Genomic DNA, 18,327 nt, shown 5'->3' with positions numbered 1-18,327 from the left:
ATCCAGCTAGCGCATGACCCCGAAAATCGGAATCGATTTTCGGAAAGGATCATGCGCAAAATCAAAGTTCTACAGCGTCCTTTGCGCGTCCAAGAGGACGCGCGGCGCTGTAGTGTCGGATCACTCTCTTCCGGACGCCAACGGCCCCGAAGCATCGTTGCCCGCCGATCAGAAGCGGGTCGATATACCGAAGTTGAATTCCTGTACCTCGTCGGTGTCCTCCTTGAGGACCGGAATCGCATAGTCGATGCGGATCGGGCCAAAGGGCGACGCCCACATAAGACCGACGCCGACAGAGGCGCGCCACTGCATGTCGACCGTCGACTGATCGACCAGTGCAGTCTCGATCTTGCTGCCATAGAGCGTCGCCGCATCGGCGAACACTGCGCCGCGCAGGCCGAAGCTTTCCGGAATGACCGGCATCGGGAACTGGGCTTCCGCAGAGGCATTGAAATAGGTGGTGCCACCGAGATGGTCGTCGCTGGGTGCTGGGGCCGCCGGACCGATGCCGCCATAGGCGAAGCCGCGGATCATGCGGTCGCTGCTCTGGAAATGATCGAAGATGCGCAGGTCGTCGTTGCCGAAGCCCTGGATATGGCCAGCCCCGCCCGAAATCACCCCCACCAGATCAAGCTGCTCCGACAATGTCTGGTAGACGCTGCCGCGCGCGGTCACCTTGACGAATTTGGCGTCGCCGCCGAGGCCGGCGAATTCCGTGGTGACGTTGGCGAAGATGCCTTCATGCGGGTTCTTCATGTCGTCGATGGTGTTGTAGACCAGGGCGAGACTGACCGACGACTTGAGCCATGGGCTTTCCTCAATCCCGTTTAGGACAGCCTGAGAGATGTCGCAGCCAGCCATTGGATCGCAGTCATCGTCGAGCTTATACTTCTCCTGCGAGATATTGTACGCCAGCTGCGTCGAGATGTTGTCGGTGATCGGCAGGCCGAAGCGCACTGTCGCGCCTAGCGTCTCGCTCTTATAGTCGTCGTATTCCCTGGTCCGGTTGAAGATATCGAAACCGGCGGCAATGCGCCGCCCGAGGAAATAGGGCTCGGTGAAGGAGAAGCTGTAGTCGCGCGAATTCCTGCCGCCGCCCGCCGATAGTTTGATGAACTGGCCGCGTCCGAGGAAGTTGCGCTCGGTGATCGATCCCTCGACGGACGGGCCTGACGTGTCGCCGCCTGTCGAATAGCCGGCGCCAATCGAGAACTCGCCGGTCGATTTTTCGACCACGTCGACCACGAGCACCACCTGGTCCGGCTCAGAGCCGGGAACGGTGGAAACTTCGACTTTTTCAAAAAAATCGAGCGCTTCCAGCCGCTTCTTCGCGCGCTGGATGAGAACCTGGTTGAAGGCATCGCCCTCACTCACGTCGAATTCGCGGCGAATGACATAGTCGCGTGTCCGGTCGTTGCCGCGAATCTCGATGCGCTCGACATAGGCCTTGGTACCCTGGTCGATCGTATAGACCACTGAAATGGTGTGGTTCTCGAAATTGCGGTCGCCGCGCGGCGTCACCTGGGCGAAGGGATAGCCGGAACCGGCGACCCTCTCGGTCAACGCAATGATGGTGTCTTCGACGTTCTCAGCGTTGTAGACGTCGCCCTTGTGGGTTTCGACCGCCGACTGCAGCGATGCAGCGTCGACCTCGGGAATCGTGCTCTCGACGCTGACGTCGCCGAAGGTGTAGCGGTCGCCCTCCTGCACGGTGATGGTCACCGTGTACTTGTTGGTGGTTTCGTCGAGTTCGCCGACCGCGGAAATCACCTGGAAGTCGGCATATCCGTGATTGTAATAAAAACGGCGCAGCAGCTCCTCGTCGGCGCGCAGCTTATCTTCGTCATAGACGTCGTCGCGCAGCACGAACGAAAGGATGGTCGAGCGCTTGGTGGAGATGACGTCGGACAGGCGACGGCTCGAGTAGGCACTGTTGCCGACGAAATTAATCGCGGCGATCTGCGTGCGGCCGCCTTCGTTGATGTTGAAGACCACGTTCACGCGGTTGTCGCCGAGATCCATGATCTGGGTGGTCACGGCGGCGTCGTCGCGGCCGATACGCCTGTAGGCAGCCTTGACCGCCTCGACGTCGGCATCGAGCGCCTGCTGCGAGAACGTTCCACGCGGCTTCAACTGGACCGCCGCCGCAAGGGCGTTGTCCTTGAGCTTCTTGTTGCCCTGGAACAGCACCTGGTTCACGACCTGATATTCGGAAACCTTGATGACCAGCGACGAACCGACCTGGTTGATCTGGACGTCCGAGAACAGCCCGGTGCCGAACAGCGCCTTGACCGCATCGTCGATATCGGAACTGGAAAAGGGCTTGCCGGGCTTGATCGTGACGTAGTTGCGGATCGTGTCGGCGTCGACACGCTGATTGCCGCTGACTTCAACTCTTGAAACAACAGCGGCCTCGGCCGCCGATGTGGCAACGAACTGCACTGCGAGCGCACCTGGTACGACCAGGGCGGCGGACAGGGCCACCGCGGACGCGGCGCTCAGAAACTTGGATGCTGCCTTCATCGGGCTTTTGTACCTTTTCTCGAAGTCCCCACGGCGAGAAAACCGGACGTGCGGTAATTTCCCCTACCGTATTAACCGGATTTTCCCTACACGCAAGGCTCCTGGTTAATTTGTATTTACTTAACCCTGTTGCGTGGCTTTCGCGTCACGCATATCCCCATGCATGGTAAACGGCGTCTCAACATTGGCTGTGCCGAAGCCAAATTTCTTCATGATTTCAGCATCCAAACAGGTCGTTCCAGAAAACGAACCCCATGAAGCCCAAGACGAGAAGCAGGCCGGCCCTGTAACCCATCTCCATCATCCGTTCCGACACCGGTCGCCGAATGACGGCCTCCACGCCGTAGAACAGGAGATGGCCGCCGTCGAGGGGGGGAATCGGCAACAGGTTGAGAATACCGATCCCGACCGACAACAGCGCAACAAGTTGCACAAGCCAGTCGAAGCCCAGTTTTGCCGCCTGCCCCGACATCTTTGCGATCTTGATTGGACCGCCCAGCTGGCATTTGTCTTCGCGACCGACGACGAAACGCTGCAGGAACTGGCCGGTACCCTGGATGATGTGGCCGGTTTCCTCGACCGCGGCAGCCAGTGCGCCAGCCGGGCTGTAGGTGATCAGGCGGGGTTGGCCGAATTCCTGGTTGTTGACGACGCCGATCACGGCCACCTTGACCTTGTTGCCCAGCGCGTCCTCCTGTTCCATCAACCGCGGCGTCGCCGTAACGGTGATCTCCTTGCCGTCGCGCAGCATGACGAAGGTGATGGCATCGCCGCCGCGGCCCGAGACCCGGCGCTGGACGTCGGCGAAGGTCTGGACCTTGCTGCCGTCGACGCTGACGAATCGGTCCCCGGGCAGGATGCCGGCCTGCGCCGCCGGACTGTCGGCGGTGACTTCAGCCACCATCGGCTCCATCACAGGGCGGCCATAGGCGGTAAACAGCACCGCGAAGACGGCGATCGTCAGCAGGAAATTGAACAGCGGACCGGCCACCACAGTCGCGGCGCGCTTCCAGACCGGCTGCGTGTGAAACGCGATCTTGCGCTCGGCATCGGTCAGCGTTTCGATCTCCTCCGAGCTGGGCGGGCTCGAGGTGGCGTTCATGTCGCCGACGAATTTGACGTAGCCGCCGAGTGGTATGGCGCAGAGTTTCCAGCGCGTGCCATGGCTGTCGTTGAAGCCGAAGAGTTCCGGGCCGAAGCCGATCGAAAAGACTTTCACGCCGATGCCGCACCAGCGGCCGACGAGATAATGACCCATCTCGTGGACGAACACGACTACGGTCAGCACGAACAGGAACGGCACCAGCGTGCCGAGGACAAAGCCTTGCGTGCTGAAAACCGCGTGAAGAATCTCGTTCAACTCATGTCCTCAAATTCGTCCGCAGCACGGTCGTACCGCGACTGTGGCATCAATCCAGGCGAATCCATGGCGCATCCTGCGCAGGTCAAGAAACCAGGCCAGGAATCAATGCTGGTCAAGCTGGAAACAGCCCCTGTGCCGGATGGTCGGCGGTCGCCGAAATCCAGCCGATGGCGTACAGGGCGAAAGCCGCCGCGACAAGCCCGTCGACCCGGTCCATGACGCCGCCATGGCCCGGTATCAGCGTGCCCGAATCCTTGCGGTTGTGGCGGCGCTTCACCCATGATTCGAAAAGATCGCCGGCCTGGGAGACGAGCGAAAGCACGAGCGCGACGACGCCGAGCACTGCGAGATTGCCGGCTCCGGCCGCGGCCGCAAGAAGCAGTCCGGCAACCACGCCGCCGACAGCGCCGCCGAGGGCCCCGCTCTGCGTCTTGCCGGGCGAGATCGATGGTGCAAGCTTCGGACCGCCGACAGCGCGGCCGACAAAATAGGCTGATATGTCGGTCGCCCAAACCACCGCGAACAGGAAGAGAACGGCGACGAGACCAGGATGATCGCCGTCACGCAAAAGTGCAAGCGACAATCCGGAAATGGCGGCATAGGCAAGGCCGGACGCGTCCCACTGTCCCGCCTGGCGCATCGAAGTCTGGCGCATCGAACCCACGACCACGGTGACAACGACCATCACTGCCACAAGAAGCAGAAGCCATGACGCAGGCAGGCCGGCGACCAAACCGCCGACGAAAACCAGAAGCAGCGCTTCCGGCAGAAAACCAAGACCCGTGGCGGCGACCGGGCGGCACATTCGCGACCATTCGTAGAAGATCAGGATCGTCATGGCCGCGCAAAGCAACCGGAAGGGCAGTCCGCCGAGCCAGGTCAGGCTGAGTGTGACGACCGCAAGCACGACGGCAGAAATGACGCGAAGCTGGAGATTGCTCATCCCTTGGCCGTCACGGCGACGTCTTGAGCGCCCAGACCGCCGAAACGGCGCTCGCGACTGGCAAAGTCGCGCAATGCGTCGGCCAAATGCTCGCGGCTGAAATCGGGCCAGTAGCAAGGCAGGAAGACAAGCTCGCTATAGGCCGCTTGCCACAGAAGGAAATTCGACAGCCTGAGCTCGCCGCTGGTACGGATGACCAGTTCCGGATCCGGAATACCCTGGGTGTCGAGAGAGCCGGCAAAGGATTCGGCCGTGATCGCCTCGCTATCGAGCTCGCCGCGCGCCACCGCCGAGGCAAGCTTGCGCGCTGTGCGCACGATCTCGTCGCGTCCGCCATAGTTGAAAGCGATGACCAGGGTCAGCGCGTCGTTGCGGACGGTCAGGGTTTCGGCCTCTTCAAGCAGGGTCCTGATGTCAGGCTCCAGCCCTGCCCTGTCGCCGATGATCCTGACCCGCACGCCGTTTTGGTGCAGTTCGGCGAGATCGCGGCGAATGAAGATTTTCAACAGGCCCATCAGGTCGCTGACTTCGGATTTCGGCCGCGACCAGTTTTCCGACGAGAAGGCGTAGACGGTCAGGAACGAGATGCCGAGCCCAGGAGCGGCGCGCACCGTGTTGCGCAGCGCCTCGACGCCGGCACGATGCCCAGCAAGCCGTGGCAAGCCACGCGCCTTGGCCCAGCGTCCGTTTCCGTCCATGATGATCGCGACATGCGCGGGGCTTGTCATAGTCTCGCTTTCGGGTCGGTCACCTACCCTTAAACCTGCATGATTTCTGCTTCCTTATCGGAAAGCAGATGGTCGATGGTGCCGATCATCTCGTCTGTGAGCTTTTGGACCTGGTCGGACCGCTTGCGATGATCGTCCTCGCTGATATCGCCGTCCTTTTCCGCCTTTTTGAGAAACTCCATGCCGTCCCGGCGCACGTGGCGCACGGCGATGCGCGCATTCTCGGCATAGCCATGCGAGATCTTGACCAGCTCCTTGCGGCGCTGTTCGTTAAGTTCGGGCAGCGGAATTCTGAGATTGGTGCCATCGACGATCGGATTGAAACCGAGATTGGATTCACGGATGGCGCGATCGACCGCACCGACCATCGACTTGTCCCAGACCGAAACCGAAATCATGCGCGGTTCCGGCACCGACACGTTTGCCACCTGGTTGATCGGCATGGTGGTGCCGTAGGCCTGCACCTGGATCGCGTCGAGCAGGTTGCTCGAAGCGCGGCCGGTCCGCAGCGAAGCCAGATCGTGCTTGAACGCAGCGATCGCCCCGTCCATGCGCCGTTTGAGATCATCGTATTCGCCACTCATCATCGTCTCCTCGACCCGTTAGCCGGGTTCACTTCAGGGTAACCCTGTATTCAAGCCTCAATCCGAAAACCGGTTCCCGCTTTTCGCCTATGGGAAACCTTCGGTTCGGGATCGGGCTCCCGATCAGTCGTCCGTGACGACCGTGCAACGGCCGCCGCCCCTCAGAATATCACCGAAACCACCCTTCTCGTGGATCGAATAGACGATTATCGGAATGTTGTTTTCGCGCGCAAGTGCAATCGCGGCCGTATCCATGATCGAAAGACCGCGTCGTATGACTTCGCCATGGCTGATGCGCTCGAAGCGGGTCGCATTCGGGTCCTTCTTGGGATCTGCCGAATAGACGCCGTCGACCTGGGTACCCTTGAACAGCGCATCGGCGCCGATTTCCGCCGCGCGCAGCGCCGCGGCCGAATCGGTGGTGAAGAAAGGATTGCCGGTGCCGCCGGCGAAAATGACGACCTTGCCCTGGTTCATGTAGGCGGTCGCTTGGCGCTGCGAAAAGCTCTCGCAAAGCTCAGGCATGGCGATGGCCGACAGCACCACCGCGTCGACGCCGATCTTATTCAGCGAAGTGCGCAGCGCCAGCGAGTTGATGACGGTGGCGAGCATGCCCATGTGGTCGCCGGTGACCCGGTCACCTCCCTTGGACGCAACCGCCACGCCGCGAAAGATGTTGCCGCCGCCGATGACGATGCCGACCTCGATGCCCAGGGCGCGGGCCTCGGCGATGTCGGCGGCGATGCGATCGACTACCGACACGTCGATGCCGAAATGCTGCTCGCCCATCAACGCCTCGCCAGATGCTTTCAGCAAGACACGTCGGTAGAGGGGCTTCACCGTCATCTGGTCCTCATTATCATGCGTGTGATGCGCCGCGGGCTGCCGCCGCGCAGGCGCTGCCCCGAAACATTGGGTTCCGATACACGAAGGGCGCCGCGATGTCACGCGGCGCCCGAACCGGAAAACTCTCTTCCAGCCTTTAGCTTACGCCGGCAAATGCATCTTGCACGAGCGGATCCGGGCACGAGCAGATCCGGGCATGAGCAGATCCGGCAGACAGCCAGCCGGCCCGTCGCCGGCCGCACCGCGCAAGAAATCGGCCGGGCATCCTCGCGGACACCCGGCCATTAGGTCTTTTCAGAAAGATAGGGTGCGGTTTACTTCTTGACCGCCGCCGCGACTTCCGCCGCAAAATCGGTCTCTTCCTTCTCGATGCCCTCGCCGAGCGCGAAGCGCAGATAAGCAGTGATCTTGGCCGGTGCGCCGATTTCCTTCTCGGCATCCTGCAGCGCCTTCTCGACGGTGATGTCGGGATTGAGCACGAAAGCCTGCTTGAGCAGCACGACCTCTTCGTAGAACTTGCGCAGACGGCCCTCGACCATCTTCTCGATGATCGCCTCCGGCTTGCCGGACTGGCGCGCCTGGTCGGCGAAGATCGCCTTCTCGCGCTCGACCGCGGCCGGATCGAGCTGCTCCGTCGTCAGCGCCATCGGGTTGGTGGCCGCGACATGCATGGCGACCTGACGGGCAAAGGCGTTGGCGGCCTGCGCGTTGCCTGTCGTCTCGATGGCGACCAGTACGCCGAGCTTGCCAAGGCCGTCGGCAACCGCATTGTGGACGTAGGTCGCGACAGCGCCGTGCTCGACCGTGAGCTTGGCCGAACGGCGGAAGCCAAGATTCTCACCGATTGTGCCGACAGCGTCCTTGATGGTGTCGGCAACCGACTTGTCGGAACCCGGATACGGGGCGGCTGCGACGGCCTCGGTCTTGCCGCCATAGGCGAGCGCGACCTTGGCGACCTTGGCGACGATATCCTGGAAGGCGGCGTTGCGGGCAACGAAGTCGGTCTCAGAATTGACCTCGACGACCGCCGCCTCGCGGATACCGGAATCGACGCCGATCAGGCCTTCGGCCGCGGTACGGCCGGCCTTCTTGTCGGCCTTGGAAATGCCCTTCTTGCGCAGCCAGTCGACGGCCTCTTCCATGTTGCCGTTGGTCTCGTTCAACGCCGCCTTGCAGTCCATCATGCCCGCGCCGGTCAAGTCGCGGAGTTCTTTGACCTGTGCAGCCGAAATACTCATTGTCGCCTCTTTGTTTAAAATGCACCGACGCACCACCGGTCCTCGATGATGCGCCTGGCGCCAGCGCTTAGCGCGCCAGAATATGAGAAAGATGAAGGCCGAAACCGGCCTTCCCTGTTACGCTTCCGGTGTCTGGGCAGCCGGTGTCTCGGCGGTCGGCGTCGGCTCGAGTGCCGGCTCGATCGGGGCCTCGGCCAAAGCGCCAACGTCGACGCCAAGCGCGCCCTGCTGGCGAGCTATGCCGTCGATTGCAGCCTTGGCGATCAGATCGCAATAGAGCTGGATGGCGCGGGCCGCGTCATCGTTGCCGGGGATCGGGAAATCGATCTTGTCCGGGTCGCAGTTGGAATCGATGATGGCGACGACCGGGATGCCGAGGCGCTTGGCCTCGAGAATGGCGATCGCTTCCTTGTTGGTGTCGATCACGAACATCAGGTCGGGCGTCGAGCCCATGTCCTTGATGCCGCCCAGCGCCTTGTCGAGCTTCTCGCGCTCGCGATCGAGGTTGAGGCGCTCCTTCTTGGTGAGCCCCTGGGCCTCGCCAGCCAGCATCTCGTCGAGCTTGCGCAGGCGCTGGATGGAATTCGAGATCGTCTTCCAGTTGGTCATCATGCCGCCGAGCCAGCGGGAGTTGACATAGTACTGGGCCGAGCGTTGCGCGGCGTCGGCGACGATGTCGGACGCCTGGCGCTTGGTGCCGACGAACAGCACGCGGCCACCCTTGGCGACGGTGTCGGAAACTTGCTTGAGCGCCTGGTGCAGCAGCGGCACCGTCTGCGACAGGTCGATGATGTGGATGTTGTTGCGGGCGCCATAGATATAGGGCGCCATCTTGGGGTTCCAGCGGTGAGTCTGGTGGCCGAAGTGAATGCCAGCTTCCAAAAGCTGGCGCATGCTGAAATCAGGCAGAGCCATTCTTGAGTATCCTTTCCGGTTAGCCTCCACGGACACAGGCATTTCTGGACTTTGTCCTCGAACGCCACCGGAGGTTTCAGCCGGATTTCTCCCGGGCAGACACCAAAGTCCGTGTGTGGAATGAGCGCGCATATAGAGGGGTTGCGCGGCAAACGCAAGCGGCGCGGTGTCTTGCGGGTCAGCGTGCGGCGATCAGCGCACCCGGCTATAGTCGTATCTTCCCCTTCGGCACCCGGACACGCCGGAAAACGGCAACGATCTGCTCGCGGCTGCATTCGATGGCGCCCAGCCGCACCGCGCGGTCGCGCTCGAAGCCGGTTATGTCATAATGCGGCGCCGATGTCTTCGGCGGCCCCTGATAGGACGAGCGCTTGACGCCGAGCTGTGCTGCAAAACGATGCAGCTCGTCGGTGTCGTCGGCCAGCAGATGACACCAGCGGTGGCCGACCCATTTCCAGATCGCCGCGTCGACATACACCGCCATGAGGTTTGCCGCACTCCTTCATCTTGCGCCGACCAGCGGAGCCGCAGTTCACCTGGGGCCAAGATCCAAACGTTAGCGATGATAGAAGGGATTCGGATAGAAAATGAAGCCGCGCGCGGCTTCGAGTTCGGCTACGGTCGTGGTGACAGCCGCCTGCATACGGCTGTGCAATTCGGCGAGCGCATCGTCGATCGAGCCCGGAAAGGCGTGCAATCCCAACGGTTCCGGCACCCGGATATGCGCGCAGCGCGGCCCGGCCGGCTGCGGCACGAAGCGGTTGATCGTATCGCGCAGCGTGCCCTTGCAATAGTCGTTGCGGACGCGCTTCAGATGCTCGGCGATCTCCTCTTGCGTGATGCGCGAGTTCACTGAGGCCCACGGTCCGACGCGCTGGAGACGCTGGATCGTGGCCGCCAGCGTGCGGACCTGTTTTTGTCTCTCAGCTTCGCCGGTATTTTCCCGCAGCCAACGGCGCGACCGGCGCAAAAGCTCGGCGATCTCGTTGGCACCGGGATCGAACGAAATGCCCTCCCCCAGGCGCCGGCTTAATTCGAGCAGCAGTTGCGTCTGACGCGCTGCATACGAAGCTCGTTCGTCGGGCGCCATGCCACAGGCAATCTCATCGCGCGACAGCAACGTCGCATAGACATGGTGGACGCGCTCCGGCAGCGTATCGGCGGCACGGCGTTCGATCTTCAGGCTCTTCTCGACATACGCGCATTCCTGCGCCAGCGCCGGCTCGACATTTTTGGTGAAGGCGAGCTTCCAGACAACAGGCGCGATCCAAATCCTACAATCCTGATCCGTGGCGCGACCGCGCTTGAGCGCTTCGAACCCCATCTCGACCGCCCCCGGAAGGAGCGAACCGACGACATTTGCATGCCAGCCGACGCCGCCTTCGGGATGCAAGAGAACACCATGCCCTTTCAGCGCCCAGGCGATCGAGTGTTCCTTGGCGGCCCCACTGTTGCCGGGAATCTGGGCGATCAGATTGTTGGCCAGCCAGAATTTCTGCATGATCCGGCCGAGGCCGTTGACGACGCCATGCGTCGCCCAGGATGCCGCGAGCGGACTGACCTGCGAGACGATCTCCTTGTCGATCATCCAGTCCGTAAAGAATTCCGGATGGTTGGGCGTGATGAACGTCGCCTTGCCGGCGCCGCAACAGGCCTTCAGTCGCTGCCGGTCGTCGTCGGGAAAGTCGAAATGACGGACATTGGCGACGCCGCGCAATCCGGCCAGGCGGTTGAACGGCAACACGTCGCGAACCCCGGGAATGCCATGCAGCATGACAACCCGGTTGACTACAGTCATGATCCTGATCAGCGCCGGATTGGGCCTCGGCGCCACGAACACATCGATTCTGCTCAACCCACCCCCCGATCGACCCATCGGCGTAGAAGTTGAGATGCAATTGCGGCGTGTTCAAGTCATGGCGCATGACCCCAAAAAATCGGAATCGATTTTCGGAAAGGATCATGCGCAAAATCAAAGTGCTACAGCGTCCTTTTGCGCGTCCAAGAACGCGCAAGAACGCGCGGCGCTGTAGGCGCCACCTTGCGGGCGTGGTTAACCTGAAGCCTATTTCGGCGGACAGGCTTTCGACTGATCGAACAACGACAGATTGACGAGCTTGCCGGTCATCGAGAACTCGCCATAGTCCATGACGAGGTCGCGCGTGATGCCGTTGTCATGCAGCTTGAAGCTGATCCGGTACTCCGGCACCTCCTCGCCTGACTTGTCGGTGCCGTCGAAATAGGCGATGTCGACTGGCCAGTATTTGTCGGTGGCGAGTTTCGCCAGTGCCGGCGCTTCCGGATCAGCCTTGTCGGCATCGGCTTTCTTGCCGACGACAACGGTGGTGGTCATCACCTTGTCGGCATCTTCCGAGCCGTCGAACAGGTTGGTTTCGTAGAAATTTTCGCCTTTTTCGGCCTTGTCGATCAGTTCGGCCAGATGCTGGGTCGGAAACTGGGTGGCGGCGAGTTCGAGGCTGCTCTTCTCCGGCTTGTCGATGTCGACCTTGAGGCCCTTCGTCTCCTTCGTCGCGGTGCCCTTGACCTCCTTGTCGAGGTTCTGGTCGACGAAGGATTTTGTCACGAACGAGAACGTCTTGCCTTCGGCGTCCTCGAAAGTGGTCGTCTGCTGGTCGGTCAGCTTTGTTGCATTGTCGTTGGTGGCAATCTGGGTGACGAAGCGGAACTTCACCGTGTAGCCTTCGCAAGGTGAGCCGTTGAACTCATAGACCATGCGGCCGGAAATGCCGGTAATGCCGGAGCGATCGGAGGCTTTGTCCAGGCTCAGATCATAAACCGCGCGATGCGCCTGCAGCGCCGGTACGGCAAAAGCCGGCGCCATCGAGAACACCGCTGGCAGCAGGACAGCGTGGAATGCGAGGCGTGTTGCGCGCATGAGGGGCTCCGATCATCGCGCCTGATGGCAGGCCGCAGGAAAGAGGGTCCAGCTTAAAAAAAGTCGTGGCGGAAGCGAGGCAAAAATAGCAATTTCGGCCCGGCCTGCGCGGCGTCCTCAAGCAATAGGGAAATACCATGAGTGAAACAATCGAAAAGCGGCTAAGCGATCTCGGCGTGAGGCTTCCGGTCGCCGCCGCGCCCGCCGCCAACTACGTGCCCTATTCCAGGTCAGGCAATCTGCTGTTCACCGCCGGGCAGCTGCCGCTCAGCGAGGGCAAGCTGCAGGCGAGCGGGCTGCTCGGCCGCGATGTCGACACCGCAAGCGGCAAGGAAGCGGCAAAATACTGCGCAATCAACATATTGGCGCAGGCCAAGGCAGCCCTTGGCGATCTCGAAAAAATCCGCCGCCTGGTGAAGATCACCGTCTTCGTCGCCTCGGCGCCGGATTTTGTCGAACAGCACCTGGTTGCCAACGGCGCCTCGGATTTTCTGGTTGCAGTGCTCGGCGATCACGGCAAACATGCCCGCTCCGCCGTCGGCGCCGCCTCCCTGCCGCTTAATGCCGCAGTGGAAATCGAAGCCATCTTCGAAGTCGAATGAGCCAGTCATGACCGATCTTTCCTGGCTGACCGCCCGACCCGTTGCCCATCGCGGCCTCCACGACATGAATAAGACGCGGTGGGAGAACACGCTTTCCGCCTTTGCCGCGGCAGCTGAACGCGGCTATGCGATCGAATGCGACGTGCATCTGTCGTCTGATCGCATCCCGGTCGTCATTCACGATGGCGATCTGAAGCGGCTGACCGGCCAGGATGGCTTCGTCTGGCAGCGAACAGCGGCGGAGATGACGGCACTCAGGGTTGGCGGCACAACAGACCATCTGCCGACTCTGCAGCAGGCACTCGACCTGGTCGATGGTCGTGTGCCGATGGTCGTCGAGCTGAAAGGGGTTCCCGGCCGGGACGAAGGGCTGGTGGAAAGCGTCGGCAAGATGCTCAAGCGATACAAGGGCAAGGCAGCGATCATGTCGTTCGACCACTGGCTGATCCGCGATTTCCCGAAACACGCGCCCGGCATTCCGGGCGGACTGACCGCCTATGGCAAGGACGACAAGCTGATCGAGGCGCATTTCGCCATGCTGGCGCACGACATCGCCTTCACCTCCTACGCCGCCGGTGACCTGCCGAACCGGTTTGTCAGTTTCGTGCGCGAAAGGCTCAAAATGCCGGTCATCACCTGGACCGTGCTCGACCAACCGGCGGTCGACCTAACCTTTAGATATGCCGACCAAATGACTTTCGAAGGATTCGAACCCGATCTTGTACAGGTCGCTTGAAACCGAGCTTGCATGGACCGGCACGGAGCTTAAATAAGCCTCATGGATCAAGGCGATGAAGGCGACGGGCAAACGGCGAATGGAGCGTATGCAATCCGGGTTGCCTCCGGCATCGGAGCCTTCACCTGCGCGGAATGGGATGGCCTCGGCGGTACCGCACGCGCCGATACAGAAAACGGCTACAACCCCCTCGTTTCGTTCGCTTTTCTGAGCGCGCTTGAGGATTCGGGCTGCGCCGTGCGGCGCACCGGCTGGCAGGGCCATCATCTCAGGCTGGAGACGGCGCAGGGAAAACTGCTCGGTGCCGTTCCCTGCTACCTGAAATCGCACAGCCAGGGCGAGTATGTTTTCGATCACGGCTGGTCCGACGCGTTCGAGCGCGCCGGCGGGCGTTACTACCCAAAACTGCAATGCGCCGTGCCGTTCACGCCGGTCACCGGTCCTCGCCTGCTGGTCAACAAGGGCGAGGACAGTCGCGCCGTTAAAGCCGGCTTGGCAGCGGGCCTGAAGGCGGTGACGGACAAGCTCGGCATTTCTTCCGCGCACGTAACCTTCGCGCAGCAGAAGGATGTCGGGGCGCTGGAAGCGGCGGGTTTCCTGCACCGCACCGACCAGCAGTTCCACTTCTTCAACGAAGGTTTTTCGACCTACGACAATTTTCTCGCCACTCTGGCGTCGCGCAAGCGCAAGGCCATGAAGAAAGAGCGGCGCGAGGCGCTCGCACACGGCATCTCGATCGACTGGCTGACCGGCAGGGATCTCACCGAAAGGATCTGGGACGACTTCTTTGCCTTCTACATGGATACCGGCGGCAGGAAATGGGGGCGGCCCTACCTCAACCGCGAGTTTTTCTCGATGATCGGCGAGCGCATGGCCGACGACATCCTCCTGGTGATGGCCAAGCGCAATGGACGCTACATTGCCGGCGCCATCAATTTCATCGGTTCCGATGCGCTCTACGGCCGCAACTGGGGCTGCATCGAAGACCATCCGTTCCTGCATTTCGAGGTCTGCTATCACCAGGCGATCGACTTCGCGATCGACCGTAAGCTGAAAGTGGTCGAAGCCGGCGCGCAAGGCGAGCACAAGCTGGCGCGCGGCTATAGGCCGGTGACCATGCATTCGGCGCATTACATCGCGCATCCCGGCTTGCGCAACGCGGTCGCCGACTATCTCAGGCGCGAGCGGCGCGAAGTGGAGCGGATGGGCGACTATCTTGAAGAGCACACGCCGTTCCGCAAGGATATGGCGAACGATTAGGGCGGCGGCGTCCAATTGGACGCACAAAGCATGCTCTAACACTTTGAATCTCCGCATCGTACTTTCCGAAAATCGATTCCGATTTTCGGGTCGATGCGGTAGAGCAAGGCACAATCCGGAGCGCACGCCATGGCCGAAACCATCTACGACAGCAGCAATATCTTCGCGAAAATCCTGCGCGGTGAAATCCCGTCGCATCGCGTCTATGAAGATGACGCCGTCGTTGCCTTCATGGATGTAATGCCGCAAGGGCCGGGTCATACGCTGGTTGTGCCGAAGGCGCAGTCGCGCAACCTGCTTGACGCGGACCCGGCAGTATTCGGCCCGCTCTTCGCAAATGTCCAGAAAGTAGCGCGGGCAGTAAAAAAGGCCTTCGATGCCGATGGTGTCACAGTCATGCAGTTCAACGAGCCTGCGTCGGGCCAGACCGTCTTTCACCTCCACGTTCACATCATTCCACGCTTCGAGGGCATTCCTTTGAAGCCGCATAGCGGGCAGATGGAGAAGCCGGAAGTGTTGGCCGAGAACGCCGGCAAGATACGAATGGCGCTGGGAAGCTGAAGCCGGGCGTCGCGCACAACGCTTCCAGCATCCACTACCTCTTTTTCCAATAAAAAAGCCCCGTTTCCGGGGCTTTTTTTAGCTTTCAGGCCATCACCCTTTGCGGGGCAGTTGCGGCACCAAGCTGCGCTTGCCGCCATCCTTGCCCTTGGGCTCCGCCTTCTGCGCGATCGCCTTTTTCGCGACGGGCTTCTTGCTGGCAGCTTTCTTGAGTTTCGGCGTGTCGTCCGGTTCTTCCTTCTTCGGCTTGACCGGCGCCTCGTCGGCGAGCGACTCGAGCTTCAGGCCGGTCTCGCCGGTCTCCTTCTTCTCGACGGTGACACGCACCGTGCCGCCCTTCTTGAGCTTACCGAACAGCACCTCGTCGGCCAGCGGCTTCTTGATGTGCTCCTGGATGACGCGGCCGAGCGGCCGTGCTCCCATGCGCTCGTCGTAGCCCTTCTCGGCCAGCCAGGCGATCGCTTCCTGCGACAGGTCGAAGGTGACGCCACGCTCGGAGAGCTGGGCCTCGAGCTGCATGACGAACTTCTGCACCACCTGGTGGACGACCGGAACCGGCAGCGAGCCGAACGGGATGATCGCATCGAGACGGTTGCGGAATTCCGGCGTGAACAGCCGGTTGATCGCCTCGATATCGTCGCCTTCGCGCTTGGTCGAGCCGAACCCGATCGCCGCGCGTTGCGCATCCGAGGCGCCCGCATTGGTGGTCATGATCAGGATGACGTTGCGGAAGTCGATCTGCTTGCCGTTGTGGTCGGTCAGCTTGCCGTGGTCCATGACCTGCAGCAGGATGTTGAACAGGTCCGGATGCGCCTTCTCGACCTCGTCCAGCAACAGCACGCAATGCGGATGCTGGTCGACGCCGTCGGTCAACAGGCCGCCCTGGTCGAAGCCGACATAGCCGGGAGGCGCGCCGATCAGCCGCGAGACGGTGTGGCGTTCCATATATTCCGACATGTCGAAGCGGATCAGCTCGACACCGAGCGAGGCGGCGAGCTGCTTTGCCACTTCGGTCTTGCCGACGCCGGTCGGTCCCGAGAACAGGTAGGAGCCGATCGGCTTCTCCGGTTCGCGCAGGCCGGCCCGCGCCAGTTTGATCGCCGAGGTCAACGCCGTGATCGCGGTGTCCTGACCGTAGACGACACGTTTCAACTCAACGTCGAGACCGGCCAGCACCTTCTCGTCGTCGGCGGAAACCGTCTTCGGCGGAATGCGGGCGATGGTGGCGATCGTCGCTTCGATCTCCTTGATGCCGATAGTCTTCTTTCGCTTGGCCTCCGGCACCAGCATCTGCGAGGCGCCGGTCTCGTCGATCACGTCGATTGCCTTGTCCGGCAGCTTGCGGTCGTTGATGTAGCGCGCCGACAGTTCGACCGAAGCCTTGATCGCCTCAGCCGTGTAGCGAACCTTGTGGAACTCCTCGAAATACGGCTTCAGGCCCTTCATGATCTCGATGGCGTCCTCGACGGTCGGCTCGTTGACGTCGATCTTCTGGAAGCGCCGCACCAAAGCGCGGTCCTTCTCGAAAAACTGGCGGAACTCCTTGTAGGTGGTCGAGCCGATGCAGCGGATGGTTCCGGACGACAGCGCCGGCTTCAACAGGTTCGACGCATCCATGGCGCCCCCCGACGTTGCCCCTGCCCCGATCACGGTGTGGATCTCGTCGATGAACAGAACCGCGCCCGGATAATCCTCGAGTTCCTTGACGACCTGCTTCAGCCGCTCCTCGAAATCGCCGCGATAGCGGGTGCCGGCCAGCAATGTTCCCATGTCGAGCGCAAAGATGGTGGCGTTGTGCAGCACTTCCGGCACGTCACCCTCGACGATGCGCTTGGCAAGGCCTTCGGCGATCGCCGTCTTGCCAACGCCGGGGTCGCCGACATAGAGCGGATTGTTCTTGGAGCGGCGGCACAGCACCTGGATGGTGCGGTTGATCTCGGACTCGCGGCCGATCAGCGGATCGATCTTGCCGGCCTTGGCCTTGTTGTTCAGATTGATGCAATAGGCGGTCAGCGCGTCCTGCTGCTGCTTTTTCTTGCCGCCGTCCTCTTGCGGCTCGGCGCCGCTCTGGCCGCCCTGCTCGTCGTCGGCGCCGCGCGGCGACCGCGTCTCGGATGCCCCGGGGCGCTTGGCGATGCCATGCGAAATGTAGTTGACCGCGTCGTAGCGGGTCATCTGCTGTTCCTGCAGGAAATAGGCGGCATGGCTCTCACGCTCGGCGAAGATCGCAACGAGCACGTTGGCGCCGGAGACTTCCTCGCGGCCGGACGACTGCACATGGATCACCGCGCGCTGGATGACGCGCTGGAAACCTGCCGTCGGCTTGGAATCCTCGTCGTAGCCGGTGACGAGATTGTCGAGTTCGGTGTCGATATAGGTGAGAACCGTGTGCTTCAGCTCGTCGAGATCGACGTTGCAGGCGCGCATGACCGCGGCCGCCTCGGTGTCGTCGATGAGAGCGAGCAGCAAATGTTCAAGGGTTGCGTATTCGTGGTGCCGCTCATTGGCGAGCGTCAGCGCCTGGTGAAGCGCCTTTTCCAGGCCTTGGGAGAAAGCCGGCATGTTACCTCACTTCTTCTCCATCACGCATTGCAGCGGATGCTGATTCTGTCGGGCGAAATCCATGACCTGAGACACTTTGGTCTCGGCCACCTCGAATGTATAGACCCCGCACTCGCCCACTCCATGATTGTGAACATGTAGCATGATGCGTGTGGCGGCTTCACGGTCCTTCTGGAAAAAACGCTCCAGTACGTGAACCACGAATTCCATGGGCGTATAGTCGTCGTTGAGAATGAGGACCCGATAAAGGCTAGGCTTTTTGGTCTTGGTTTTGGTGCGCGTGATGACAGCCGTGCCGCGACCGGCCTCATTGCCGTCGTTGCCGTTTTGCATCCGCACCACATCTCTCGTGGCAGTCAAACCAATCGTCACGTAGCCCTGCCTTTTCGAATACCCATGCAAGTTCGACATGTAGGTCTTCGATGAACGATTTTAAGCCCTTCTGTTTAGCTGACAATATGGCTAGGTGGCCAAACTTGGCCGATTTTCGAAATCGTGAAGGCGGCAGAGCCCCTGATTTCAAATTGCCATGAAAAAACCCGGCCGCGCGTTCGCGACCGGGTCTGTCTT

At 61.4% G+C, this 18,327-nt stretch carries 17 protein-coding genes and 1 pseudogene; 5 read left to right on the top strand and 13 right to left on the bottom strand.

Going from position 1 to position 18,327, the window contains the following annotated elements:
• Window positions 1-168 precede the first annotated feature (168 nt).
• The 10 genes and pseudogenes from bamA to EOA78_RS09420 all read right to left on the bottom strand — a co-directional run bounded on the left by bamA (window position 169) and on the right by EOA78_RS09420 (window position 10,938).
• Window positions 169-2,523, bottom strand: coding sequence for an outer membrane protein assembly factor BamA (bamA, locus tag EOA78_RS09465; RefSeq protein ID WP_127314931.1), 2,355 nt, complete (start codon window positions 2,521-2,523; stop codon window positions 169-171).
• A gap of 217 nt (window positions 2,524-2,740) precedes the next feature.
• A complete protein-coding gene (gene rseP, locus EOA78_RS09460; RefSeq protein ID WP_127314930.1) occupies window positions 2,741-3,883 on the bottom strand; it encodes an RIP metalloprotease RseP in 1,143 nt (380 codons plus the stop codon).
• Window positions 3,884-3,998: 115 nt separating this feature from the next.
• Window positions 3,999-4,829 carry a phosphatidate cytidylyltransferase gene (locus tag EOA78_RS09455; protein ID WP_127314929.1) on the bottom strand — a complete coding sequence of 277 codons (831 nt, stop codon included), beginning with the start codon at window positions 4,827-4,829 and terminating at the stop codon, window positions 3,999-4,001.
• A pseudogene (locus EOA78_RS09450) lies at window positions 4,826-5,569 on the bottom strand (isoprenyl transferase); the annotation flags it as partial. The gene EOA78_RS09455 and the pseudogene EOA78_RS09450, both read right to left, overlap by 4 nt.
• Before the next feature lie 17 nt (window positions 5,570-5,586).
• Window positions 5,587-6,141: a ribosome recycling factor gene (gene frr / locus EOA78_RS09445; RefSeq protein ID WP_077384157.1), complete on the bottom strand. Its 555-nt coding sequence runs from the start codon at window positions 6,139-6,141 to the stop codon at window positions 5,587-5,589.
• Between the two features lie 123 nt (window positions 6,142-6,264).
• Window positions 6,265-6,987: a UMP kinase gene (gene pyrH / locus EOA78_RS09440; protein WP_029352773.1), complete on the bottom strand. Its 723-nt coding sequence runs from the start codon at window positions 6,985-6,987 to the stop codon at window positions 6,265-6,267.
• A gap of 314 nt (window positions 6,988-7,301) precedes the next feature.
• Window positions 7,302-8,225, bottom strand: a complete 924-nt coding sequence (tsf, locus tag EOA78_RS09435; protein ID WP_127210555.1) for a translation elongation factor Ts — start codon at window positions 8,223-8,225, stop codon at window positions 7,302-7,304.
• 117 nt (window positions 8,226-8,342) lie between these two features.
• Window positions 8,343-9,140 (bottom strand): 30S ribosomal protein S2, encoded by a 798-nt coding sequence (gene rpsB, locus EOA78_RS09430; protein ID WP_077384079.1) that lies wholly within the window; start codon window positions 9,138-9,140, stop codon window positions 8,343-8,345.
• Window positions 9,141-9,345: 205 nt separating this feature from the next.
• Complete coding sequence (locus EOA78_RS09425; RefSeq protein ID WP_127314927.1) at window positions 9,346-9,624, bottom strand: DUF4031 domain-containing protein; 279 nt, start codon at window positions 9,622-9,624, stop codon at window positions 9,346-9,348.
• Between the two features lie 72 nt (window positions 9,625-9,696).
• Window positions 9,697-10,938 carry a hypothetical protein gene (locus EOA78_RS09420; protein WP_245477439.1) on the bottom strand — a complete coding sequence of 414 codons (1,242 nt, stop codon included), beginning with the start codon at window positions 10,936-10,938 and terminating at the stop codon, window positions 9,697-9,699.
• Between EOA78_RS09420 and EOA78_RS35890 the strand changes: the two genes are divergently transcribed.
• Window positions 10,937-11,173 (top strand): hypothetical protein, encoded by a 237-nt coding sequence (locus EOA78_RS35890; RefSeq protein WP_164783685.1) that lies wholly within the window; start codon window positions 10,937-10,939, stop codon window positions 11,171-11,173. The two genes, EOA78_RS09420 and EOA78_RS35890, sit on opposite strands and share 2 nt — an antisense overlap.
• Window positions 11,174-11,205: 32 nt before the next feature.
• On the opposite strand, the gene EOA78_RS09415 is transcribed toward EOA78_RS35890, so the two are convergent.
• A complete protein-coding gene (locus EOA78_RS09415) occupies window positions 11,206-12,036 on the bottom strand; it encodes a cell envelope integrity EipB family protein (RefSeq protein ID WP_029352783.1) in 831 nt (276 codons plus the stop codon).
• A 137-nt stretch (window positions 12,037-12,173) separates the two neighbouring features.
• On the opposite strand from EOA78_RS09415, the gene EOA78_RS09410 reads away from it, so the two are divergent.
• The 4 genes from EOA78_RS09410 to EOA78_RS09395 all read left to right on the top strand — a co-directional run bounded on the left by EOA78_RS09410 (window position 12,174) and on the right by EOA78_RS09395 (window position 15,195).
• Entirely contained in the window at window positions 12,174-12,638 is a 465-nt protein-coding gene (locus tag EOA78_RS09410) for a RidA family protein (protein ID WP_127314925.1), read from the top strand.
• A gap of 7 nt (window positions 12,639-12,645) precedes the next feature.
• Complete coding sequence (locus EOA78_RS09405) at window positions 12,646-13,374, top strand: glycerophosphodiester phosphodiesterase (RefSeq protein WP_127314924.1); 729 nt, start codon at window positions 12,646-12,648, stop codon at window positions 13,372-13,374.
• Between the two features lie 42 nt (window positions 13,375-13,416).
• Window positions 13,417-14,634 (top strand): GNAT family N-acetyltransferase, encoded by a 1,218-nt coding sequence (locus tag EOA78_RS09400; protein ID WP_127314923.1) that lies wholly within the window; start codon window positions 13,417-13,419, stop codon window positions 14,632-14,634.
• Between the two features lie 129 nt (window positions 14,635-14,763).
• Complete coding sequence (locus EOA78_RS09395) at window positions 14,764-15,195, top strand: HIT family protein (protein WP_127314922.1); 432 nt, start codon at window positions 14,764-14,766, stop codon at window positions 15,193-15,195.
• A gap of 93 nt (window positions 15,196-15,288) precedes the next feature.
• Here the strand turns inward: EOA78_RS09395 and clpA are convergent, their stop codons facing one another.
• Window positions 15,289-17,757 carry an ATP-dependent Clp protease ATP-binding subunit ClpA gene (gene clpA, locus EOA78_RS09390; RefSeq protein ID WP_127314921.1) on the bottom strand — a complete coding sequence of 823 codons (2,469 nt, stop codon included), beginning with the start codon at window positions 17,755-17,757 and terminating at the stop codon, window positions 15,289-15,291.
• 6 nt (window positions 17,758-17,763) lie between these two features.
• The gene (clpS, locus tag EOA78_RS09385) at window positions 17,764-18,090 is read right to left on the bottom strand and encodes an ATP-dependent Clp protease adapter ClpS (RefSeq protein WP_029352795.1); all 327 of its coding nucleotides are present in this window, start codon (window positions 18,088-18,090) and stop codon (window positions 17,764-17,766) included.
• Window positions 18,091-18,327: the final 237 nt, after the last annotated feature.

It is taken from the genome of Mesorhizobium sp. M5C.F.Cr.IN.023.01.1.1 (assembly GCF_003997585.1).
Classification (GTDB): domain Bacteria; phylum Pseudomonadota; class Alphaproteobacteria; order Rhizobiales; family Rhizobiaceae; genus Mesorhizobium; species Mesorhizobium wenxiniae.
This window is presented reverse-complemented; position numbering and strand designations above follow the sequence as displayed.